General features: G+C 71.8%; 19 protein-coding genes. 9 read left to right on the plus strand and 10 right to left on the minus strand.

What is annotated here, in order from left to right; translation table 11 throughout:
- Positions 1–164: 164 nt before the first annotated feature.
- Together AB0G28_RS30360 and AB0G28_RS30365 are read left to right on the plus strand one after the other, a co-directional pair.
- On the plus strand, positions 165–3,161 hold the full coding sequence (locus AB0G28_RS30360) for a DEAD/DEAH box helicase (RefSeq protein WP_361096517.1): 2,997 nt from the start codon (positions 165–167) through the stop codon (positions 3,159–3,161).
- Positions 3,161–4,321, plus strand: coding sequence for an SWIM zinc finger family protein (locus AB0G28_RS30365; protein ID WP_361096520.1), 1,161 nt, complete (start codon positions 3,161–3,163; stop codon positions 4,319–4,321). The genes AB0G28_RS30360 and AB0G28_RS30365 overlap by 1 nt, the downstream gene beginning before the upstream one ends.
- A 120-nt stretch (positions 4,322–4,441) precedes the next feature.
- Here AB0G28_RS30365 and AB0G28_RS30370 read toward each other — a convergent pair whose 3' ends face one another.
- Together AB0G28_RS30370 and AB0G28_RS30375 are read right to left on the minus strand one after the other, a co-directional pair.
- The gene (locus tag AB0G28_RS30370) at positions 4,442–5,101 is read right to left on the minus strand and encodes a DUF4145 domain-containing protein (RefSeq protein ID WP_361096523.1); all 660 of its coding nucleotides are present in this window, start codon (positions 5,099–5,101) and stop codon (positions 4,442–4,444) included.
- A gap of 82 nt (positions 5,102–5,183) precedes the next feature.
- Positions 5,184–6,419 (minus strand): alpha/beta hydrolase, encoded by a 1,236-nt coding sequence (locus tag AB0G28_RS30375; protein ID WP_361096526.1) that lies wholly within the window; start codon positions 6,417–6,419, stop codon positions 5,184–5,186.
- 65 nt (positions 6,420–6,484) lie between these two features.
- Between AB0G28_RS30375 and AB0G28_RS30380 the strand changes: the two genes are divergently transcribed.
- A complete protein-coding gene (locus AB0G28_RS30380; RefSeq protein ID WP_361096529.1) occupies positions 6,485–7,879 on the plus strand; it encodes a wax ester/triacylglycerol synthase family O-acyltransferase in 1,395 nt (464 codons plus the stop codon).
- Here AB0G28_RS30380 and AB0G28_RS30385 read toward each other — a convergent pair.
- Complete coding sequence (locus tag AB0G28_RS30385) at positions 7,866–8,360, minus strand: nitroreductase family deazaflavin-dependent oxidoreductase (RefSeq protein ID WP_361096532.1); 495 nt, start codon at positions 8,358–8,360, stop codon at positions 7,866–7,868. The two genes, AB0G28_RS30380 and AB0G28_RS30385, sit on opposite strands and share 14 nt — an antisense overlap.
- Before the next feature lie 14 nt (positions 8,361–8,374).
- Entirely contained in the window at positions 8,375–9,211 is an 837-nt protein-coding gene (locus AB0G28_RS30390) for an alpha/beta fold hydrolase (protein ID WP_361096535.1), read from the minus strand.
- Between the two features lie 86 nt (positions 9,212–9,297).
- Between AB0G28_RS30390 and AB0G28_RS30395 the strand changes: the two genes are divergently transcribed.
- The 6 genes from AB0G28_RS30395 to AB0G28_RS30420 all read left to right on the plus strand — a co-directional run bounded on the left by AB0G28_RS30395 (position 9,298) and on the right by AB0G28_RS30420 (position 14,645).
- A complete protein-coding gene (locus AB0G28_RS30395) occupies positions 9,298–10,347 on the plus strand; it encodes an acyl-CoA dehydrogenase (RefSeq protein ID WP_361096538.1) in 1,050 nt (349 codons plus the stop codon).
- Positions 10,348–10,351: 4 nt separating this feature from the next.
- Complete coding sequence (locus AB0G28_RS30400) at positions 10,352–11,506, plus strand: acyl-CoA dehydrogenase family protein (RefSeq protein WP_361096541.1); 1,155 nt, start codon at positions 10,352–10,354, stop codon at positions 11,504–11,506.
- On the plus strand, positions 11,503–12,411 hold the full coding sequence (locus AB0G28_RS30405) for an OB-fold domain-containing protein (RefSeq protein WP_361096544.1): 909 nt from the start codon (positions 11,503–11,505) through the stop codon (positions 12,409–12,411). Before AB0G28_RS30400 ends, AB0G28_RS30405 begins: the two co-directional genes overlap by 4 nt.
- A complete protein-coding gene (locus AB0G28_RS30410; protein WP_361096547.1) occupies positions 12,408–12,794 on the plus strand; it encodes a MaoC family dehydratase in 387 nt (128 codons plus the stop codon). Before AB0G28_RS30405 ends, AB0G28_RS30410 begins: the two co-directional genes overlap by 4 nt.
- Positions 12,791–13,960, plus strand: a complete 1,170-nt coding sequence (locus tag AB0G28_RS30415) for a lipid-transfer protein (protein ID WP_361096549.1) — start codon at positions 12,791–12,793, stop codon at positions 13,958–13,960. Before AB0G28_RS30410 ends, AB0G28_RS30415 begins: the two co-directional genes overlap by 4 nt.
- Positions 13,961–14,048: 88 nt before the next feature.
- Positions 14,049–14,645 carry a DUF5134 domain-containing protein gene (locus AB0G28_RS30420; protein WP_361096552.1) on the plus strand — a complete coding sequence of 199 codons (597 nt, stop codon included), beginning with the start codon at positions 14,049–14,051 and terminating at the stop codon, positions 14,643–14,645.
- Positions 14,646–14,859: 214 nt separating this feature from the next.
- Here AB0G28_RS30420 and AB0G28_RS30425 read toward each other — a convergent pair whose 3' ends face one another.
- The 6 genes from AB0G28_RS30425 to kstD are packed head-to-tail and all read right to left on the minus strand — an operon-like array spanning position 14,860 to position 20,300.
- Positions 14,860–15,312, minus strand: a complete 453-nt coding sequence (locus AB0G28_RS30425) for a riboflavin kinase (protein ID WP_361096555.1) — start codon at positions 15,310–15,312, stop codon at positions 14,860–14,862.
- Between the two features lie 55 nt (positions 15,313–15,367).
- Positions 15,368–16,216 carry a MaoC/PaaZ C-terminal domain-containing protein gene (locus AB0G28_RS30430; RefSeq protein ID WP_361096558.1) on the minus strand — a complete coding sequence of 283 codons (849 nt, stop codon included), beginning with the start codon at positions 16,214–16,216 and terminating at the stop codon, positions 15,368–15,370.
- Between the two features lie 8 nt (positions 16,217–16,224).
- Entirely contained in the window at positions 16,225–17,256 is a 1,032-nt protein-coding gene (locus AB0G28_RS30435) for a ferredoxin--NADP reductase (protein WP_361096561.1), read from the minus strand.
- Complete coding sequence (locus tag AB0G28_RS30440; protein ID WP_361096564.1) at positions 17,249–17,506, minus strand: hypothetical protein; 258 nt, start codon at positions 17,504–17,506, stop codon at positions 17,249–17,251. The genes AB0G28_RS30435 and AB0G28_RS30440 overlap by 8 nt, the downstream gene beginning before the upstream one ends.
- Positions 17,503–18,639 carry a Rieske 2Fe-2S domain-containing protein gene (locus AB0G28_RS30445; RefSeq protein ID WP_361096567.1) on the minus strand — a complete coding sequence of 379 codons (1,137 nt, stop codon included), beginning with the start codon at positions 18,637–18,639 and terminating at the stop codon, positions 17,503–17,505. Before AB0G28_RS30445 ends, AB0G28_RS30440 begins: the two co-directional genes overlap by 4 nt.
- Positions 18,636–20,300 carry a 3-oxosteroid 1-dehydrogenase gene (kstD, locus tag AB0G28_RS30450; protein WP_361096570.1) on the minus strand — a complete coding sequence of 555 codons (1,665 nt, stop codon included), beginning with the start codon at positions 20,298–20,300 and terminating at the stop codon, positions 18,636–18,638. Before kstD ends, AB0G28_RS30445 begins: the two co-directional genes overlap by 4 nt.
- Between the last annotated feature and the right edge of the window lie 89 nt (positions 20,301–20,389).

Here is a 20,389-nt window from a genome sequence, read left to right on the forward strand (position 1 = left end):
ACCCCGCCCATCCCGCGTGTCGACCCTCCAATCACGCGTGTCGACCCTTCAGTCACGCGAAAACCGGGTCTGATCACGGGTCCGCGGGCGGCGGGCACGGCGCGAACGGACCGTTCGCGCCGCCGCGGGCAAAACTGTCGGGGTCGTGTTCTAGCGTTGCGGTCGTGGAGTTCAGCGCAGACACCCAGGCCACCTACCTCCCCGCGGATCCCCCGCGGGACGGGGTGCTGGCCTTGTGGGGCGACGACGTGGCCGGCGGGACCACGATCGAGCTCGTGCTGCCCCGGGGCGCCAAGTTCGCGCGGACGAAGGTCGACGCCGAGCTCGTCCCGCTGGAACGTGCGCTGCCCCGCCTGCTGGCGGTGGGGGAGGAGGCCAGCCCGGCCGTCGCCGCCTGGTCGGCCGCCGTCAACGCCGGGGTGAACCTCGTCGCCCGGGGGCGGCTGCGGCCTGCCGCGTCTCCCGCCGGTGCGGCGGCCTGGCGGATCGGCCCGCTGGACGCCGCGGACGAGGAGCTGCTGCGGGGGCTGGCCGGTGCCCTGCCGCCGGAGGCGTACGCGCTGCCGTTGACCGGGCTGAAACGCATCCGGCTGCACTCGCCGGACTCGCTGGTCCGCGCGCTCTGGGACGCGACGGCCGACCTGCTGGTGCGCAGCCCGGCGGCGCCCGTCGGGGCCGGTGACCCGGCGTTCGCGGCGCGCGAACCGGCGCTGCTGGGCCCGGACGGCGCGGCGTGGCTGGCGGAGCTCGAAGCCCGCGAGCCACGGGGGGTGCAGGTGCTCCTGCGGGTCGAGGGTCGGGACGACGACTCGTTCGCCGGCGTCCTCGCGGTGCGCAGCATGGCGGAGCCGAGCCTGGTGGTGGAGGCGGCGACGCTGTGGGACGCGCCGGACGCGGTGCTGAACCGGCTCGGCGACCAGGTGGAGACGCAGCTGCTGCTCGGCCTTCGCCGTGGTGCGCGAGCCTGGGCGCCGCTGGGCCGGGTGCTGGCGGAGCCCGCGCCGGCGGAGCTGCCGCTGTCGGACGACGATGTCGTCGACCTGCTCACCGACGGCTCCCGCGAGCTCGGCGGCGCCGGGATCGAGGTGCTGTGGGCGAAGGGCCTGTTCGCCGGCGAGGTGAAGGCGAAGGCGAGCGCGACCCAGGCGCCGGCGAGCGTCGCCGGGCCGGAGTTCGCGCTGCGGAGCCTCCTGGAGTTCCGCTGGCAGCTCAGCCTGGGCGGGGAGCAGCTGACCGAGGCCGAGGTCGCCGCGCTCGCCGAGGCGAAGCGGCCGCTGGTCCGGCTGCGCGGCCAGTGGGTGCGCGTCGACCCGGAGCTGCTCGCCCGGGTGCGCGGCCGCACCCGCAAGCTCGACGCCGGGGAGGCCCTGGCCGCCGCGCTCACCGGCGAGCTGGAGCTGGACGGCGAACGCGTCGAGTTCGCCGCGCCGCCGGTGCTGGGCGGGCTGGCCGAGCGGATCCGGGACCGCGTGGGTGACGAGGTGGCACCGCCGCCGGGCCTGCACGCGACCCTGCGGCCGTACCAGCAGGCCGGGCTCGCGTGGCTGGCCACGATGACGGGGCTGGGCCTCGGCGCGTGCCTGGCCGACGACATGGGCCTGGGCAAGACGATCCAGCTGATCGCCCTCCACCTGCACCGCCGCGCACGGGCCGGGGCGGGTCTGCCGGTTGCCGGATCGCCGGATTCTCCGGTGGACGGTGGGGTTTCGGTTGCGGGTGAGGAGGTCCCCCTGGCCGGTGTGGAGCCGGCGCTCGGCGGGGCCGGTTCGCCGCGCCGCCGGGCGGATCGCGAGGTTCCGGTCGCCGGCGAGGAGGATTCCCCGGCCGGCGCGGAGCCGGCGCCCGGCGAGGCCGGTCCGCCATCGCTCGTCCCCGGCGAGGGTCCGACGACCACCGCGATCCCGGCCGGCGGTGGACCCACCCTGGTGCTCTGCCCGACGTCCCTCCTCGGCAACTGGGAGCGCGAGTTCGCCCGGTTCGCGCCGGACATCCCGGTTCGCCGCTTCCACGGCGGCGGCCGTCACCTCGACGACCTCGCGCCGGACGAGGTCGTGCTCGCCACCTACGGCGTCCTCCGGCGCGACCGCGAGACACTGTCCGAAGTGGACTGGGGACTCGTCGCGGCGGACGAGGCCCAGCACGTCAAGAACCCGTTGTCCGCCACCGCCAAGGAGCTGCGCAAGATCCCCGCGCGGGCCAAGGTCGCCCTCACCGGCACCCCGGTGGAAAACCGGCTCACCGAGCTGTGGTCCATTGTGGACTGGACGACGCCCGGGCTGCTCGGCCCGCTCGACCGCTTCCGCCGCACGGTGGCGCGGCCGATCGAGCGCGACCGCGACAAGGCCGTCACCGAACGGCTGGCCGCCACCGTGCGGCCGTTCCTGCTGCGGCGCCGCAAGACCGACCCGGACATCGCCCCGGAGCTGCCGCGCAAGACCGAGACCGACCGGTTCGTCCCGCTCACCGCCGAGCAGACCACGCTCTACGAGGCCGTCGTGCGGGAGAACCTCGCCGAGATCCGGGAGACGCGGGGCATCCAGCGACGCGGGCAGGTGCTGCAGCTGCTGACCGAGCTCAAGCAGATCTGCAACCACCCGGCGCAGTTCCTGAAAGAGCCGCACGGCGCGCTCACCGGCCGGTCCGGCAAGCTCGCGGCCTTCGAAGAGCTCCTGGACGTCATCCTCGACGAGGGCGAGAGCGTGCTCGTGTTCAGCCAGTACGTCCAGCTCTGCCGGCTGCTCGAGCGGCGCCTCGCCGAGCGCGGCCTGCCGACCGAGCTGCTCTCGGGCGACAGTTCGCCGGCGAAGCGGCAGGACATGGTCGACCGGTTCCAGGCCGGCGAGATCCCCGTGTTCCTGCTCTCGCTCAAGGCGGGTGGCGTCGGGCTCAACCTGACCCGCGCCACCCACGTGATCCACTACGACCGCTGGTGGAACCCCGCTGTGGAAGACCAGGCCACCGACCGTGCCTACCGCATCGGGCAGGACCGGCCGGTCCAGGTCCACCGGCTGATCGCCGAGGGCACCCTGGAAGAGCGGATCGCGCAGGTGCTCGAAAAGAAGCGCGGGCTGGCCGAGTCGATCGTCGGCGCGGGGGAGGACTGGATCACCGAGCTGTCCGACGACGAGCTCGCCGACCTGGTCCGGCTCGGGAGCGGATGATGCCCCCGAGGCGGAACTTCGGCACGACGTGGTGGGGCCGCGCCTGGGTCGACGCGCTGGAGCAGCGCGCGAAGCTCGACCCGAACCGGCTGCCCCGCGGACGGACGTACGCGCGGAAGGGCACGGTCAGCGAGCTGCACGTCGGCGCCGGGGCCGTGACCGCCCGGGTGCGCGGCAGCCGGCCGCAGCCCTACCAGGTGTCGATCACGATGCGGACGTTCACCGACGGCGAGTGGGACACGCTGCTGGGCGTGGTCGGCACGCAGCTCGGGCACGCGGCGGCGCTGCTCGACGGCGAGCTGCCGGGCGCGCTCGCCGAGCAGGCCCGCGAGGCGGGCGCCGACCTCCTGCCGGGGCCGGGCGACCTGCGGCCGCGGTGCTCGTGCCCGGATTCGGCGAACCCGTGCAAGCACGTCGCCGCGGTGTACTACCTGGTCGCCGACGAGGTGGACCGCGACCCCTTCACGCTGTTCCTGCTGCGCGGGCGCCCGCGGGCGGACGTCCTGGCGGAGCTGCGGGCCCGCCGGTCGCCCTCGCGCGGCGAGAAACCGAAGCTGCCGAAGCCCACGGACGAGGGACTGACCCCGCGGGCGGCCTACGCCCGGCGGCCGGGCGCCATCCCGGCCCTGCCGCCGGCGCCGCGGGTGGCCGGGCCACCGGCGGTCCTGGACCTCGACCCGCCCCCGAGCACGGGCTGGACGGCGGCGGCGCTGACCACCCTCGCGGCGGACGCCGCCGCCCTGGCCCGCGACCTGCTGTCCGGCGGGGTGACGGCGGCGGAGCTGACGTTCGAGGAAGACCTCGCCCGCCGCGCGGCCGGCCGGTCCGGCCCGGAGGTCACGGCCCTCGCCACGGCGGCCGGGGTACCCGCGCGCGAACTGGCGCGGTGGGCGGAGGCTTGGCGCGAAGCCGGGCGGGGCGGCCTGGCGGCGTTGCGGGAGAGCTGGCAGCCGGGGCCGGGCCCGCTCGCCGAGGCCCAGTCCGTCCTGGCCGACGCGGGTCTCCCGGGAAAGCCGAAGGTGTGGCGCAACCGCCTCACCCAGGGCGAGCTGCAACTGCGCTACGGCCGCGACGCGCGCTGGTACCGGTTCGTGCGCGCGGGGACGGAGTGGCGTCTCGACGGCCCGCCCTCGGCGAGCCCGGTGGACCTGGTCTACTGACCACCGACCGTTGCGACGACTCGGGTGAGCGCACTCTCGAATTGTCAGTCATAGGTGAGTTGCTGATGCGCCACCAGCCTGCGACAGCGACCACGCCCGTTTCGGTGGGTGACCATGGGATCAACTGGGGTAAGTTTCGTGACAGTATCGCTTGAGCAAGAGGTGACCTGACGGGTTTCGGTGGATGCGGCCTTCGTTGTCCAGTTCAAGAAGTCGCTGCCGGGTGTACCGCCACGATCGGCCGGCAGGAGGATAGTGTCCGCTGAACGAGAAGATCAAACCAGGTCGATGTGCCGGTACTGTGAGATCAGTCAGGCGATATGCTCCATTCTCATCGAGCTTGTCATATCCTAGCTCCCGGGGTGATGGCGGAGTGTAAGGACTTGGCTGATCATCCAATTTGAGTGCGGACATAAGCCAGTTGCCAAGTTGGTGGCATGTGCGTACCAAGTGGAGGGCTTCGAAGCGGGACTCTTCGAACTCGTGGACTGCTTTGTTGCCTTCCAGGCGCACGCTATGGAACAATGCGCCAATCTCGTCGTCGATCGCGCCTTTGTTTTGTAGAATGGTGATGCGCTCATGCAGTGGTTTGGTGCTGACGTTTGGGTTGGTTCGATCCCATATGATCTGAGTCATTCGTTCGACAAATTGTCGCGACTTGACCATTGATGCGTTCGGCTCGCCGACGACGAGGTTATCGGCGGAGGCGCCAAGGCGGGCGAGTCTTCGATCGATTGTTGTCAGATGTCCGAAGTTTGTCGCCCCTCGCATGATGGACATTCGCCTCTCGAGTAGCTTCTCTTGGGGGTGTCTGCCTGGGAACCGTTCCGAGTCGAATTTCGGGGCTGGACTATCGTCCTCGCTAGCGGTTCTCGTCCTTCCAGGCGTTGTACGTGAAGTCCAGGAACCGCGCCACCCCGCGAACCACGTGCGCCGAACGCACCGAGGTGAACACGTCGAACGCGTGCTGAGCGCCCGCCAGCTCCGCGTACGCCACCGGCTGCCGCGACTTCTCCCGCAGCCGGGCGACGAACTCGCGCGCCTCCCGCACCGGGACCAGCGAATCGTCCCGCCCGTGGATCACGAAGAACGGCGGTGCCTCCGAAGAAATCCGGTCCAGCGGCGACGCCGCGATGTAGTCGTCCAGGTGCGACACCGGGTCGCGGTCCGGCGCGAACACCCGGCGGGCGATCAGGCTCTCCAGCCGGTACTTGCTCGCCGGCGCCCCCGACGTCGCCGCGAAGTCGTACACGCCGTAGTGCGGGACGCACGCCTGGACGCTCGTGTCCGCGTCTTCGAACGAGGGCTGCAACGCCGGGTCGTTCTGCGACAACGCCAGCAACGCCGCCAGGTGGCCGCCTGCCGATCCGCCGGTCACCGCCACGAAACGAGGGTCGCCGCCGTACGAAGTGATCGACGAGCGGATCCACGCCAGCGCCTGCTTCGCCGCCACGATGTGGGCCGGCCAGCGGTGGGCCGGCGAGAGCGGGTAGTTGATCGCGACGCACACCCAGCCTCGGCGGGCCAGGTAGCGCATCAGCGGCCTGCCCTGCTCCTCCTTGTTGCCGATCACCCACGCGCCGCCGTGGACCTGGAGCAGCACCGGGGCGCCGGACACGTCCGAAAGAGGCCGGTACACATCGAGCAGGAACCGCTTGCCGCCCGGGGCGTACGCGATGTCGCGCTCGACCCGGACGTCCGGGGCGCCCATCCGGAACGGCAAGGCCAGCTCGCTCCACGGCAGGCCCAGGTCGGAACGGCCCAGCTCCGACGCGTAGTCCTCGCCCAGCGCCGACGTCAGCGCCTGCTCGATCTCCTCGCGGGCGCCGTGCCCGGTGCGGATCAGCGCGGCCAGCCCCGCGGCGGACGCGGCGGCCATCGCGAGACCCGCCTTCGTCGACCGGTCGCGGACACCGTGGCGGGCCGTGTGGACCAGAGTGTCGGCCAGAGTCAGCGCCAGGAACTGGGGTGCCAGCTCGCCGGTCAGCCAGCCCGCGAAGAACACCGGAATCGTCGTCGACCGGGCCCGCAGCGGGCGGAGCGCGTTGGCCGTGAGCCCGAGCTGGACCGCGCGGCGGATCAGGAAGTTCGGCTGCACCAGTGCGATAATACCGGCGAGTAGGGTGACGCGCCGCTCACCGGAAGTGGCCTAGGCTGGGCGCCATGCAGAGACTGAGCGGCCTCGACGCGAGCTTCCTCTACCTCGAGACGTCGTCGCAGGTCCTGCACGTCTGCGGGCTGCTCGTCCTCGACGGCTCGACCGTCCCCGGCGGCTACACCTTCGGCAAACTCGCGGAAAAGCTCGACGAACGCGTCCGGCTGATCCCGGCGTTCCGCCGCAAACTGCACAATCCACTCTGGAACGTCGGCCATCCCGTCTGGATCGAGGACGAGGACTTCGACCTCGACCACCACGTGCACCGCATCGGCGTGCCCGCTCCCGGCGACCGCGCCGAGCTCGCCGCGCTCTGCGCGCACATCGCCGGGCAGCAGCTCGACCGCGCGCACCCGCTCTGGCAGCTGTACGTCATCGAAGGCCTGGCCGACGGCCAGATCGCCGTGCTGCTGAAGATGCACCACGCGAGCGTCGACGGCGTGAGCGGCGCCAGCCTGATCACCTACCTGGCCGGCCTGGAACCGGACGCGCCGCTGCCGGAAATCGACGAGGGCCGCAACGCGGCGACGCCGTCGCCGCTCGACCTGCTCCGCTCCGGCGTCGAGAGCTTCGCGAGACGGCCCGCCGAGGTCGCCCGGCTGCTGCCGGACCTGCTGGGGCTGGTGCCGAGGTGGCTCGGGAAGGCGTTGCGCGGCAAGGGGATGCCGGTCCCGTTCACCGCGCCGAGGACGTCGCTGAACGGCACGATCACCGGGCACCGCAGCGTCGCCTTCACCCAGCTCGACCTCGCCGAGATCAAGGACGTCAAGAACGCCTTCGGGGTCACGGTGAACGACGTCGTGCTGGCGCTCGTCGCCGGCGCGCTGCGGGAGTTCCTGGCCGCGCGCGGGGAACTCCCGCCGGACCCGCTGGTGGCGACCGTCCCGGTGTCGGTGCACGACCGGACCGCGCGCGAGCACGGCAGCAACAAGGTTTCGGCGTTCTTCGCCTCCCTGCCGACGCACCTGGCCGACCCGGCCGCGCGGGTGTTCTTCCTCGCCGAGGCCAACCGGCGCTCGAAGGACCACCACTACGACATCGACGCCGACATGCTGCAGGACTGGGCGCAGTTCTCCGCCGCGACGGCGTTCGGGCTCGCCGTGCGCGCGTACTCCGCGTTGCGCCTGGCGGAAAAGCACCCGGTGGTGCACAACCTGGTCGTCTCGAACGTGCCCGGGCCGCCGATGCCGCTGTACTTCCTCGGCGCGCGGATCACCGGCTTCTACCCGCTCGGCCCGGTCTTCCACGGCGCCGGGCTGAACGTCACCGTGCTGTCCAACGCGGGCAAGGTGCACGTCGGCCTGCTCGGCGCCCGCGAGCTGGTCAAGGACCTGTGGCCGCTCGCCGACGCGCTGCCCGACGCCATGGCGGAGCTGCGGAAGGCCGCGCCTAGCGGGGGCTGAGCACCACCACCGGGATCTCCCGCTCGGTCCAGGCCTGGTACTTCGCGAAGTCCGCGTACAGCTCGACCAGCCGCGGCCAGAGGTCGGCGCGCTCCGCGGGCCCGGCGACCCGCGCCCGGACGGGGACGTCGCGATGGCCCTTGAGGTGGATGCGGGTCTCCGGGTGCGCCAGCAGGTTGAAGTACCACTGCGGGTGCCGGGGCAGCCCGCCCTGGGAACCGACGATGACGACGTCGGCGCCGGATTCCAGGTACAGCAGCGGAGTCGTGAACAGCCGGCCCGACTTGCGGCCGCGGTGCTCCAGCAGCAGCGTCGGCACCGGCTTGCGGAACCCGGCGCCGACGCGCCAGGTGCTGCCGACCCGGCCGTTCGTCAGCCGGAACACCGCCACCTGGGCCTTCGCCATGTACTTCATGGCCTTCGCCGTCACGGGCGAGTCGAGGCCGTCGGGTTTCCGTTCGGGCAGGCTGAAACGTCCCATGGTGGGTTCCTTCCTCAAAGGGATCCGACGGCGGCGAGCAGGGCGGGCACCCAGCGGTCGGCGGCCAGGACGCAGGCCGCGTGCCCGGCCGCGACCTCGTAGGTCGCCGCGCCGGGGATCCGGCGGGCCAGTGACCGCTGGTGGTCCGGGGCGATGAACCGGTCCCGGGTGGTCACGACGACCGCGGCCGGCAGCCGCAGCGTGTGCAGCCACGGCGTCGAGTCGAACCGGCCGATCTCGTCGACGGCGACCGCGATCTCCCACGGCCTGGTCGACCGGAACTCCCGCAGGCCCCACCGGGCGTCTTCGACGCGGGCGCGCGGGACCGCGACCGGCGCCACCGGCGGCTGCACGCGCTCGCGCAGCTGCCGCAGCGTCCGGCCGAACACGTCGAGGGCGACCCGCTGGCGCAGGCCGCGGCGGAAGCTGCTCGCGGTCGAGCAGAGCACGAGCCCGGTAACACGTTCTGGTTCGGCGCGGGCGACGAGCTGGCCGACCATGCCGCCCATCGAGTACCCGGCGAGCGCGAACCGCCCGATGCCGAGCGCGTCGGCGACCGCGGTGACGTCGGCGGCGCAGTCGGCGAGCCGGAACTCGGGCGAGCGGATGCCCCGGCCGTGCCACCGCTGGTCGAACACGACGACGCGGTGGCGCCGCGCCAGCAGGTCGAGGGCCGGATACCAGGTCAGCAGGCCGGTGCAGGCCACCGAATGCAGCAGGATCAGCGCGGGCGCGGCACGGGGGCCGACGTCGGTGACCACCGTGCGGCCCCGGCCGGGCAGGTCGAGGGGGACCGGGTCGGGCACGCCGGCGGTCGGCGGCACGGTGACCAGCCGCCGCGTCGCCGCCATCCAGCCTCCTGTAGGGGTTGCCGAGCCGGTGCTTTCCGGTTAAGACTAGAACATGTTTCAGTATTGCGCCGATCCGGAGGACAGGCGTGGACTTCGCCCTTGACGAAACACAGACCGAGATCGCCGCCCTCGCCGCGAAGGTGCTCGGGTCGCCCGACGATCCCTGGCGCGCCCTGGCGTCCGCGGGCCTGCTGGCGTTGGCGCTGCCGCCGGACCTCGAAGGCGACGGCCTGGGCGTCGCCGAGGTCGCGCAGGTCCTCACCGAGGTCGGCCGCGCCGCCGCGCCGGTCCCCGCCTACGCGGCCCTGGCGCTGGGCGTCCTGCCGGTCGAGTCCCTCGGTACCCCGGCGCAGCGCGCGGAGTTCCTGCCGCCGGTCGCCGCGGGGGAGGAGGTGCTCACCGCGGCCCTGCACGAGCCGTCCGCCCCGTTCGTCGGCGAGCCCGCCACGACCGCGCGGGTCGCCGACGGGAAATGGCTGCTCAACGGCGTGAAGACCGCCGTCCCGTACGCCGGGCAGGCCACCCGGATCCTGACCCCCGTGAGCACCCCGCACAGCACCGCCGTCTACCTGGTCGACCCGCACGCCGACGGCGTCACGCTGGTCCCCACCCGGAACTCGGCCGGGACGCCGGAGTGCACCGTGCGGCTCGAGGACGTCGCCGTCGAGGAGACCGACCTCCTGTTCGACCGGGGCGCCGTCGCGGTCCTGCACCGGTTCGCCCTGGCCGGGGCGCTCGCGCTGGGCGACGGGCTCCTCGCCGGCGCCCTCGCGCTGACCGTGAAACACGTCGGCGAGCGGGTCCAGTTCGGCCGTCCGCTCGCGGCGTTCCAGGCGGTGGCGGGGCAGATCGCCGACGTCTACGTGGCCGCGCGGACCGTGCACCTCGCCGTGACGTCCGCGGTGTGGCGGCTGGCGGCCGGCCTCGACGCGGACGCCGAACTGGACGTCGCCGCCTACTGGCTGGCCGAGGAGGCCCCCAAGGCGCTCGCGACCTGCCACCACCTGCACGGCGGTGTCGGCGTCGACGAAACCTACCCGCTGCACCGGTATTCGTCGGCGGTCAAGGATCTCGGCCGGGCGCTCGGCGGCGCCGCGCACCGGCTCGGCAGGCTCGGCGAACGAGTGGCGGGGTGAGCGGATGCACGTCGAACTGACCGCGGCGCAACGGGAACTGCGCGCCGAGCTGCGCGAGTACTTCTCGGGGCTGATCAGCCCCGAGGAGCGGCGCGCGATGCGCCGCGAACGGCACGGGCCGGTGTTCCGCGAGATCGTCCGCCGGATGGGCCGCGACGGCCGGCTCGGCGTCGGCTGGCCGGCCGAATACGGCGGGCAGGGCTTCGGCGGGATCGAGCAGCACCTGTTCGTCGACGAGGCCGCCCGCGCCGACGTCCAGCTGCCGTCGGTGACGCTGCAGACCGTCGGCCCGACGCTGCAGGAGTTCGGCACGGACGAGCAGAAGTCCTTCTTCCTGCCGAAGATCCTGGCGGGCGAGATCCACTTCGCGATCGGGTACAGCGAGCCGGAGGCCGGCACCGACCTGGCGTCCCTGCGGACGACGGCGGTGCGCGACGGCGACGAGTACGTCGTCAACGGGCAGAAGATCTTCACCACCGGCGGGCACGACGCGGACTACATCTGGCTCGCCGTGCGGACCGCGCCGGACGCGCCGAAGCACAAGGGCATCTCGATCCTCATCGTGGACACGAGCGATCCCGGGTACTCGTGGACGCCGATCATCACCTGCGACGGCGCCCACCACGTCAACGCGACCTACTACTCGGACGTCCGCGTTCCCGCGAACCGCCTGGTGGGCCGGGAAAACGGCGGCTGGCGGCTGATCACCACGCAGCTCAACCACGAGCGCGTGATGCTCGGCCCGGCCGGGCGCATCGGCGGCCTGTACGACCGCGTCCACGCGTGGGCGGCCGCCCACGGCCTGCTGGACCTCGCCGACGTCCGCGCCGTGCTGGCCGAGGCGCTGGCCGTGACGCGGGTGAACGAGCTGCTGAACTGGCAGGTCGCGGTGTCCTCGGCGAGTGCGCCGGTCGGTGTCGCGGACGCGTCGGCCACCAAGGTGTTCAGCTCCGAAGCCATCCAGCGGATCGGCCGGAACCTCGAGGAAGTCGTCGCCCGGCACGGCGATCCGGCCGACCCGGACACCGCCGAGCTGGCCGAGTGGCTGGACATCACCGCGAAACGCAACATCGTGCTGACGTTCGGCGGCGGGGTCAGCGAAATCCAACGGGAGCTGATCGCCTCGATCGGCCTGGGCCTGCCGAGGGTGCCGCGATGAACGTCGAAGAAGCCGCCGCCGAGATCGCCGCGCGCGGGGAAAGCGCGCCGCGCCTGGCCCGCGACCCCGTCAACCAGGCCATGGTGAACAACTGGGTCGAGGCGATCGGGGACCGCAACCCGGTCTACACCGATCCGGAGTTCGCCGCCGCGAGCGTCCACAACGGACTTGTCGCGCCGCCCGCGATGGCGCAGGTGTGGACGATGAACGGCCTGCACGGGACCCGGGCGGACGACGACCCGCTCGGCGCGATGATGAGCGTGCTCGACGAGGCGGGGTTCACCTCCGTCGTGGCCACGAACTCCGAGCAGACCTACCACCGGTACCTGCGGCCGGGTGAGCACGTGGCGGCGACGACCCGCCTGGAGAAGGTCGTCGGCCCGAAGAAGACGGCGCTGGGGGAAGGCTGGTTCGTCACCACGCGGACGACCTGGTCGGTCGGGTCCGAAGCGGTGGCGGAAATGATGTTCCGGGTGCTGAAGTTCCGGCCGCCCGCACCGAAGCCACCGCCCGCGCCGGTGCTCCGGCCGGTGATCAGCCGGGACACGGAGTTCTTCTGGGAGGGCCTCCGCGAGGGCGAACTGCGGATCCAGCGCTGGGGCGGGACGCTGCGGCACCCGCCGGGGCCGATGCCGCCCGACGGCTCGCTGGACACCAAGCCCGACTACGTCGTCGCCAGTGGCCGGGGGACCGTGTATTCGTACGTCGTGCACCACCACCCGCCGGTGCCGGGCAAGGAGCTTCCGTTCGTTGTCGCCTTGGTCGAGCTGGAGGAAGGGGTCCGGGTGATGGCCGAGCTGCTCGACGCGTCGCCGGACGAGGTCCACATCGGACTGCCGGTGGTCGCGGCGTTCGTCCGCGTCGACGACGACCTGACCCTGCCCGCGTGGAAGGTGGCCCGATGACCGTCGCCGAAGGGACTGAGCTGCCACCGCTGACGATCGAGGCGACGCCGACGTTCGTCGTCAGCACGGCGCTGGCCACCCGGGACTTCCAGGACGTGCACCACGACCGCGACGCGGCCGTCGAGCGCGGCTCGAAGGACATCTTCCTCAACATCCTCACCGACACCGGTCTCGTGCAGCGGTTCGTCTCGGACTGGGCGGGGCCCCAGGCGCTGATCCGGTCGATCAAGATCCGGCTCGGCGTGCCGTGCTACGCCTACGACACGCTGACGTTCACCGGCCGCGTGATCTCCCGTTCCGGCCGGGATGTCGTGGTTTCCGTGTCCGGTGTGGACAGTCTCGGCGAGCACGTCGCCGGCACCGTGGAGGTGACCCTGCCGTGACGCTCTCGGGCAAGGCGGCCATCGCCGGGATCGGTGCGACGGAGTTCTCGAAGGACTCGGGCCGGAGCGAACTGCGGCTCGCGGCCGAATGCGTGTCCCACGCGCTGGCCGACGCGGGACTCTCGCCGTCCGATGTGGACGGACTGGTGTCGTTCACGATGGACGGCAACGCGGAGATCGCGGTGGCACGTGAACTGGGGATTCCCGAACTGAAGTTCTTCAGCCGGATCCACTACGGCGGCGGTGCCGCGGCGGCGACCGTGCAGCAGGCCGCGATGGCGGTGGCGACCGGTGTCGCGGACGTCGTCGTCGCCTACCGGGCGTTCAACGAGCGGTCCGGGCACCGCTTCGGGCAGGTGTCGTCCGCCGCGGCGGGCCAGGTCAACTCGTCCGGGGTCGACAACGGCTTCCACTACCCGATGGGCATCGCGACCCCGGCGGCGACGGTGGCGATGGTCGCGCAGCGGTACCTCCACGACTACGGCGCGACGAGCGAGGACTTCGGGCGCGTCGCGGTGATCGACCGCAAGCACGCGGCGACCAACCCGAACGCGTGGTTTCACGGGCGGCCCATCACCCTCGAGGAGCATCAGGCGTCGCGCTGGGTGGCCGAGCCGCTGCACCTGCTCGACTGCTGCCAGGAGAGCGACGGCGGAGTGGCGCTGGTCGTCACCAGTCTCGAACGGGCGCGTGACCTGGCCCGGCCGCCGGCGGTGATCGCGGCGGCGGCGCAGGGGAGTGGGCCGGACCAGTACGTGATGACCAGCTACTACCGCGACGACCTGGCCGCGTTGCCGGAAATGGGCGTCGTGGGACGACAGCTGTGGGGACAGTCGGGACTGGGACCGTCCGATGTGGACGTAGCCGTGTTGTACGACCACTTCACGCCGTATGTGCTGATGCAGCTGGAGGAACTGGGTTTCTGCGGCCGGGGCGAAGCGAAGGACTTCATCGCCGGCGGCGCGCTGGAGCTCGACGGCGCGTTGCCGCTCAACCCGCACGGCGGCCAGCTCGGCGAGGCGTACATCCACGGGATGAACGGCATCGCGGAGGGCGTCCGCCAGATCCGCGGCACGGCGGTCAACCAGGTGCCGGACGCGGCCCGGGTGCTGGTCACGGCGGGGACGGGCGTGCCCACGAGCGGACTCGTCCTGACGGGTGACTGAGGCGTCACCTCATTGACGGCTGGTGCGCGACCGGCGTGGGTGTCACGGTGGAGACACAACCCACGACGGAGAGTGAGGCCAACTGGCGATGGTGGTCGACTGGGCGCTCACGGCGGTGTTCGCGGCGCTGGTGCTGCCGTGCGTGCTGCGCCTGGTCCGCCTCGACTACACGCGGCTGGGCCACGGGGTGCGCCACGGCGACCTGGCGGAGCTGCTGCTGGTGCTGGCGATGGTGGCGATGGTCTCCCCGGTCGGTGGCCCGATCCCGGCGGCGGGCTGGCAGGCGGTGCTGGCGCTGACGACAGGCTGGTTCGCGGTGGCGTGGTGGCGAGGACGCTCGTGCTGCGCCCACCACGCCCTGTCGGCCGCGGCGATGTTCTACATGGTGACGGCGATGCCCGGCGGAATGGACCACGGGCCGTGGCTGACGATGTCCACAATGGACGCGCGGTTGGCGGTACCGCTGATCGCGGTGGTGGCGGCGGGGTACTTCGTGGTCGACGCCGCGTGGTCCGGGGTGCTGGTGGTGCGGGGCTCGGCGATCGCGAGAGTGTGGTCTGGAGCTGGAGCCGGGTTTGGAGCTCGGGCGGGGGCCGTGGCCGGGGCGGGGCAGGCTTCGCGCGCGGCCTGCCGGGCGGCGATGGGGGCCGGGATGGGCTACCTGTTGCTGGCCTCTGCCCTGTGAGCGTAGCCCTGTGAGCGCGGCGCCAAGAGGTCCCCGGCCTGGGGGACCCCCGGATTTCACGTTACCGGAAGCCACCGACAATTCCGGGAGTGCGATGGGGCGGATCGGCTCGCCGGCCGGTTCCGGATGTCATGAACGACTCTTTCAGGGCGTCGGAGGTCCTGAAAGAGTCGTTCATGACATCGGGGCTGGGCCTGGCCCGCGAGCCGGGACCTCACCCTGCCACGCGGCGGACCTCGCCCAAGGGGCTCTCGCCGGGGTCCGGGAGAGAAGCCGCGGGGTGGTCGGCTGTCCACTGGGTCGCCGCCGCGATGTCGTTCTTCAGCGCTGTGATCAGGTCCTCCGCCGAGGCGTACTTCTCCTGCGCCCGCAGGTGTGTCCCGAGCCACACCGTCAGCGTCTCCTCGTACAGGTCGCCCGTGAAGTCCAGGAGGTGGGCCTCCAGCAGGCGGTAGCCGTCCGCGCCGTAGTACGTCGGGCGCCTGCCCACCGAGATCGCCGCCGGCACGTGCGTGCCGTCCGCCCGGCGGACCCAGCCCGCCCAGACTCCGTCGCCGAGCGAGCCGTCCTGGTCGCGCAAGGCGATGTTGGCCGTGGGAAAGCCCAGCTCGCGGCCGCGCTTGTCGCCCGGTTCGACCGTTCCCCGCACCACGAAGTATTCCGGCATCCGTCGTCCCTCCCGAGGGTCTCCCTCCTACGGTAGCCGTCCCCGGTCGAACCGCTCACGAAGTGGACACGAGCACCGTGTCCGCCAGCACCGGCGCGTCGTCCCGCTCGGCCGCCGACGTCGTCACCAGCAGTCGGCCGCCGTCGCGCCACACCCGGATCCGCAGCGTTTCGCCCGGGAACACCACGCCGGCGAACTTCGTCGCGAACGACGCCACCCGGGCCGGGTCGCCGTCCAGGAACTCGTTCACCAGCACCCGCGCCACGATCCCGTACGTGCACAGCCCGTGCAGGATCGGCCGCTCGAACCCGGCCGCCCGGGCGAACGCCGGGTCCGCGTGCAGCGGGTTCCGGTCGCCGCACAGCCGGTACAGCAACGCCTGCTGCGGCAACGTCGGCGTCTCGAGCACGAAGTCCGGCTCCCGAGCGGGCCAGGAAAGCCGGTCCGAAGGACCCCGCGAACCGCCGAAACCACCCTCGCCGCGGGCGAAGATGCTCGACCGGGCCGTCCACAGTGGATCGCCGGCCGACGACGTGACCGCCACCTCCTGGACCACCACCGCCGCCTTGCCCTTGTCGTAGACGTCGGCGATCCGCGACCGCGCCACCGCCTTCCCGGACGTCGGGATCGGCCGGTGCAGCGTGATCTCCTGCTTGCCGTGCAGCACCTTCGCCAGGTCGATCTCCACGCCGGGGAACGACACCGCCGGCGGGTCGAACACGCGCAGGTTCGCCGCCACCGTCGCGAACGTCGGCAGCACCACCAGGTCCTGCTCGTAGGTGTACCGCAGCTCGTCCGGGCCCGCCCCCAGCGCGAGGTGGTAGAGCAGCACGTCCGACGACGTCCAGGCGAAGCTCACCTCGCCGATCTCGGCGCCGATCGCGACCTCGGGGTTGATGGGCACGCGGGCTCCTATTCGTAGCTGATCGAGACCTCGTCGGTGACCGGCAGGGACTGGCAGGCCAGCACGATGCCGTCGGCGATGTCCTCGGCGTCCAGGACCTCGTTGTGCAGCATCTTCACCTCACCCGAGACGATCCGGCACGCGCACGCACTGCACTGCCCCTCGCGGCACGAGTACGGCGCGTCCAGGCCGTCTTCCAGGAGCCGGTCCAGGAGCTTCCGCTGCCGCGGCCACGCCATCGACCGCGTCTCCCCGTCGAGGGTCACCGTCAGCGACGCCGGCGCCTCATCCGAAGCCGGCTCCTCCTCGGCGATGACCGCTTCGAACGGGTTCCCGGTCAGCGACGTGAACTTCTCGACGTGCACCCGCTCCCGCGGCACGCCGAGCTGCCCGAGCGCTTCCCGGACGGCGGCCATGAACGGCGCCGGCCCGCACAGGAACGCCTCGTGCGACGTGTACGCCGAGGCCAGCCCCCGCAGCTGCGCGACGTCCGGGAGCCCCTGGACGCTTTCCAGCCAGTGCACGACGACCAGGCGGTCGCCGTACCGCTTCGCCAGCGACGTCAGCTCGTCGGCGAAGATCACCGAGCGCTCGTCGCGGTTCGCGTAGACCAGCACGACCCGGCCGGAGCCCTCCTCCAGGGCCGTCTTGAGGATCGCCATCACCGGCGTGATGCCGCTGCCGGCGGCGAACAGCAGGAAGTCCTCGTCCACCGACGTCGGGCAGAACACGCCCGCCGGCGCCAGCACGTCGACCCGCATCCCCGGCCGCAACGTGTCGCAGACCCAGCTCGACCCGTACCCGCCGTCGGTCCGCTTGACCGTCACCTGCACGCGGTTCTCGTGCGGCGCGCTGGAAAGCGAGTAGCACCGCGCCACCGAACCGGTCTGCTCGCTCGGGATCCGCAACGTCAGGAACTGGCCCGCCGTATAGGAAAACGCGTCGGCGTGCTCGTCGGGGATCTCGAACACCACCGACCGCGCGTCGGGCGTCTCGACGACGACGTCGGCGACCGTCAGCGTGTAGACGCGCTCAGCCATCGGCCACCGCCAGCGTGCCCTCGCGGACCGCGTCGCCGATGCTGTCGGCCAGCTTCGGGCACGTGTCGAGCAACGCCGACGGGCCCTCCGCGTCCGCGAACACCGGGCAGGTGTCGGCGGGCCGGGACGTCCACTGGATGCTCGTGTGCTGGATGCTGTTCTTCTTCACCAGCACGCACGTCCCGCAGCTGCGGCACTCGTGCGGCCGCAGCCCGCCCGACAGGAACTCGGTTTGCTCGGCGGTGGTCACACTTCCGCCTCGGCCTTTTGCCGGGCGAGGTTTTCGGCCACCTCCGCCGCCCACGCCTCGTTCGCCTTCGTGGTGTCCACTTCGAACTCGAACCGCTGCGTCATGTCGTCGGTGACGTCGGCGACGTCGACGTAGAACTGCTGGTACCACCGGCGGAGCTGGTAGACCGGACCGTCCTCTTCGCACAGCAGCGGGTTGTCGATCTGCGTCTTGTGCTTCCAGATCTCGACGTCCTGCAGGAACCCGGCGCCGATCCCGCGGGCCAGCTTCGCGGCGATCTTGTCCGCGTGCTCGTCCGAGATCCCCGGCAGCTTCTTCACCTTCATGCCGTACTGCAGCACGAACGACGTCGGTGTCACCGGGTAGTGGCAGTTGATGAGCACGCTCTCGATCTCGTAGCCCTGGAACGAGTTCACCAGCTTGTTGATCATGTACGACGGCCCGAAGTACGACGCCTCCGACCGCAGCAGGTTGTCCTCGCCGCCGTAGTTCGACGCCATGCCCATGTCCGGGCGGCCCTTGGTGTTGAGGTACTGCGTGGCGATGTGGCCTTCGAAGACGTTCTTGAAGTACGTCGGGTAGGCGTAGTGGATGTAGAAGAAATGCGCCATGTCCACGACGTTGTCGATGATCTCCCGGCAGTTGGAGCCGTCGATGAAGATCTCGTCCCAGGTCCAGTTGCTCCACTCGGCGCTGTCGGCGGCCTCGATCCGCGGGATCGCCAGCTCCGCCGGCGGCGGGTTGCCCTCCGGGTCGTGCCAGACGAGCAGCTGCCCGTTCCGCACCTCCGACGTCCACGACCGCGTCCGCGCGCGCAGCGGAACCCGCTTGGCGTAGGGGATCGAGACGCACTTGCCCTTGCCGTTCCAGCGCCAGTCGTGGAACGGGCAGGCGACCTCGTCGCCCTTGACCGTGCCCTGGGTGAGGTCGCCGCCCATGTGCCGGCAGTAGCCGTCGAGGACGTGCAGCTCGCCCGCCGAGTCCGCCCACACCACGAGCTTCGTGCCGAACGCCGTGACCGCGTGCGGTTTCCCGTCGCGGAAGTTCTCCGCCAGGCCCAGGCAGTGCCAGCCGCGGGCGAACCGGGTCGGCGGCTCGCCGGCGTAGATGGTGCGTACCGAGTCCTGCGTCATCGCTGCCCTCCCGTGGTCCCCTGATCTTCGTGCGCCAGCCGCGTCGCCGCAAGGTAGCCGAACACCATGGCGGGACCGATGGTCGCGCCCGGCCCGGCGTACGTCCGGCCCATCACGGCCGCGCTGGCGTTGCCCGCGGCGTAGAGCCCGGGCACCACCGAACCGTCTTCGCGCAGTACCCGCGCGTGCTCGTCGGTGCGCAGCCCGCCCTTGGTCCCCAGGTCGCCCGGGACGATCTTCACCGCGTAGAACGGCGCCTTGTCGAGCGGGCCGAGGCTGGGGTTCGGTTTGTTGCGCGGGTCGCCGTAGTAGTGGTCGTACTTGCTGACCCCGCGGTGGAAGTCCTCGTCGACGCCTCGGCGCGCGAAGCCGTTGAAGCGCTCGACGGTCGCTTCCAGGGCGTCGGCCGGGACGTCGATCTTCGCGGCCAGCCCGGCCAGGGTCGACGACTTCGCCGCGATCCCGGCCTTGAACCAGCGGCCGGGCAGCGGCTGGCGCGGCCCGATGCCGGTGAACATGTACCGGTCCTTGTAGCGCTGGTCGAACACCAGCCAGGTCGGGATGTGCCGGCCCGGCCCGTCGCCTTCGCCGTACATCGCGTGGACGGCCTCGACGTACGGCGCCGACTCGTTGGCGAACCGCTTCCCCTGCGCGTCGACCATGATGCTGCGCGGCCGCGACCGTTCGGCGAGCGCGAACCACGGGCCGCCGGTGAGCGGCAGCGACGGTCCCCACCAGGCGTCGTCCATCAGGTCGAGGGCGGCGCCCAGCTTGAGGCCGGCGGTGATGCCGTCGCCGGTGTTGGCCTCCGCGCCGACGGTCCAGTCGACGCCGATCGGCGCGCGCTGGTACTTCTCGCGCATCTCCAGGTTCCGCTCGAAACCGCCGCTCCCGAGGATCACGCCGCGCCGCGCCTCGATGACCCCTTGCGAGGTGACGACGCCGGTCACGCGGTCGTCGGCGACCTGCAGGTCGACCAGCGCGGTGTTCAGCCGGACCTCGACGCCGGCCTGGGCGAGCCCGACGCGGAGGCCGGCCGCAAGCGCTTGCCCCATGCTCAGCAGCCGCTGCCCGCGCAGTTTGCCGACGAGCCACTGCCGGCCCAGCGAGAGCATCCGGACGGCGCCGCGCGGGTGCCGGGCGAGGAGGCTCAGCCAGCGGTAGTCCGCCTGGGTGATCGGTACGCCCATCGGGGGAGCGCTGTAGGGCGGTTCGAGGTGGGCCAGTTCGGGGCCGAGGAGGTTCCCGTCGAAGGCGACCGGCTCGACCGACCGGCCGCCGGGCCGCCCGCCGGGGGCTTCGGGGTGGTAGTCGCTGTAGTCGCGGACCCAGCGGAACTTCAGCGGGGTGTGGTCGCAGACGAACTTGAGCACCTCGGGGCCGTGCGCGAGGAACGTGTCGCGCCGGACGGCCGGGACGACGTCGCCGACGATCGAGGCCAGGTACTCGCGCGCCAGCTCGGGTGGCTCGTCGATCCCGGCGGCGCGCAGCGCGTGGTTGCCGGGCAGCCAGACACCGCCGCCGGAGCGCGCGGTCGAGCCGCCGAAGCAGGGGGCCTTTTCCAGGACCACCACGCTCAGGCCGTGGTGGGCCGCAGCCAGCGCGGCGGTCATCCCGGCGGCGCCACTGCCGACCACGACGACGTCGAACTGCTCGGTCATCTCACCTCACCTATAACGTGTTCCACGGAAGAAGTATCCAGTTGAGAGCCGCTTTCGGTCACCATAGACGAGAACGTGTTTCAGTTCTA

This window comes from Amycolatopsis sp. NPDC021455, assembly GCF_040640995.1.
GTDB lineage: Bacteria > Actinomycetota > Actinomycetes > Mycobacteriales > Pseudonocardiaceae > Amycolatopsis.

Bases quoted from the DNA above. Each gene is read 5' to 3' on its own strand.
- AB0G28_RS30365 (WP_361096520.1), top strand. From the start codon at position 3,161: ATGCCCCCGAGGCGGAACTTCGGCACGACGTGGTGGGGCCGCGCCTGG.
- AB0G28_RS30370 (WP_361096523.1), bottom strand. From the start codon at position 5,101: ATGTCCATCATGCGAGGGGCGACAAACTTCGGACATCTGACAACAATC.
- AB0G28_RS30380 (WP_361096529.1), top strand. From the start codon at position 6,485: ATGCAGAGACTGAGCGGCCTCGACGCGAGCTTCCTCTACCTCGAGACG.
- AB0G28_RS30385 (WP_361096532.1), bottom strand. From the start codon at position 8,360: ATGGGACGTTTCAGCCTGCCCGAACGGAAACCCGACGGCCTCGACTCG.
- AB0G28_RS30390 (WP_361096535.1), bottom strand. From the start codon at position 9,211: ATGGCGGCGACGCGGCGGCTGGTCACCGTGCCGCCGACCGCCGGCGTG.
- AB0G28_RS30400 (WP_361096541.1), top strand. From the start codon at position 10,352: ATGCACGTCGAACTGACCGCGGCGCAACGGGAACTGCGCGCCGAGCTG.
- AB0G28_RS30405 (WP_361096544.1), top strand. From the start codon at position 11,503: ATGAACGTCGAAGAAGCCGCCGCCGAGATCGCCGCGCGCGGGGAAAGC.
- AB0G28_RS30410 (WP_361096547.1), top strand. From the start codon at position 12,408: ATGACCGTCGCCGAAGGGACTGAGCTGCCACCGCTGACGATCGAGGCG.
- AB0G28_RS30420 (WP_361096552.1), top strand. From the start codon at position 14,049: ATGGTGGTCGACTGGGCGCTCACGGCGGTGTTCGCGGCGCTGGTGCTG.
- AB0G28_RS30425 (WP_361096555.1), bottom strand. From the start codon at position 15,312: ATGCCGGAATACTTCGTGGTGCGGGGAACGGTCGAACCGGGCGACAAG.
- AB0G28_RS30435 (WP_361096561.1), bottom strand. From the start codon at position 17,256: ATGGCTGAGCGCGTCTACACGCTGACGGTCGCCGACGTCGTCGTCGAG.
- AB0G28_RS30445 (WP_361096567.1), bottom strand. From the start codon at position 18,639: ATGACGCAGGACTCGGTACGCACCATCTACGCCGGCGAGCCGCCGACC.
- kstD (WP_361096570.1), bottom strand. From the start codon at position 20,300: ATGACCGAGCAGTTCGACGTCGTCGTGGTCGGCAGTGGCGCCGCCGGG.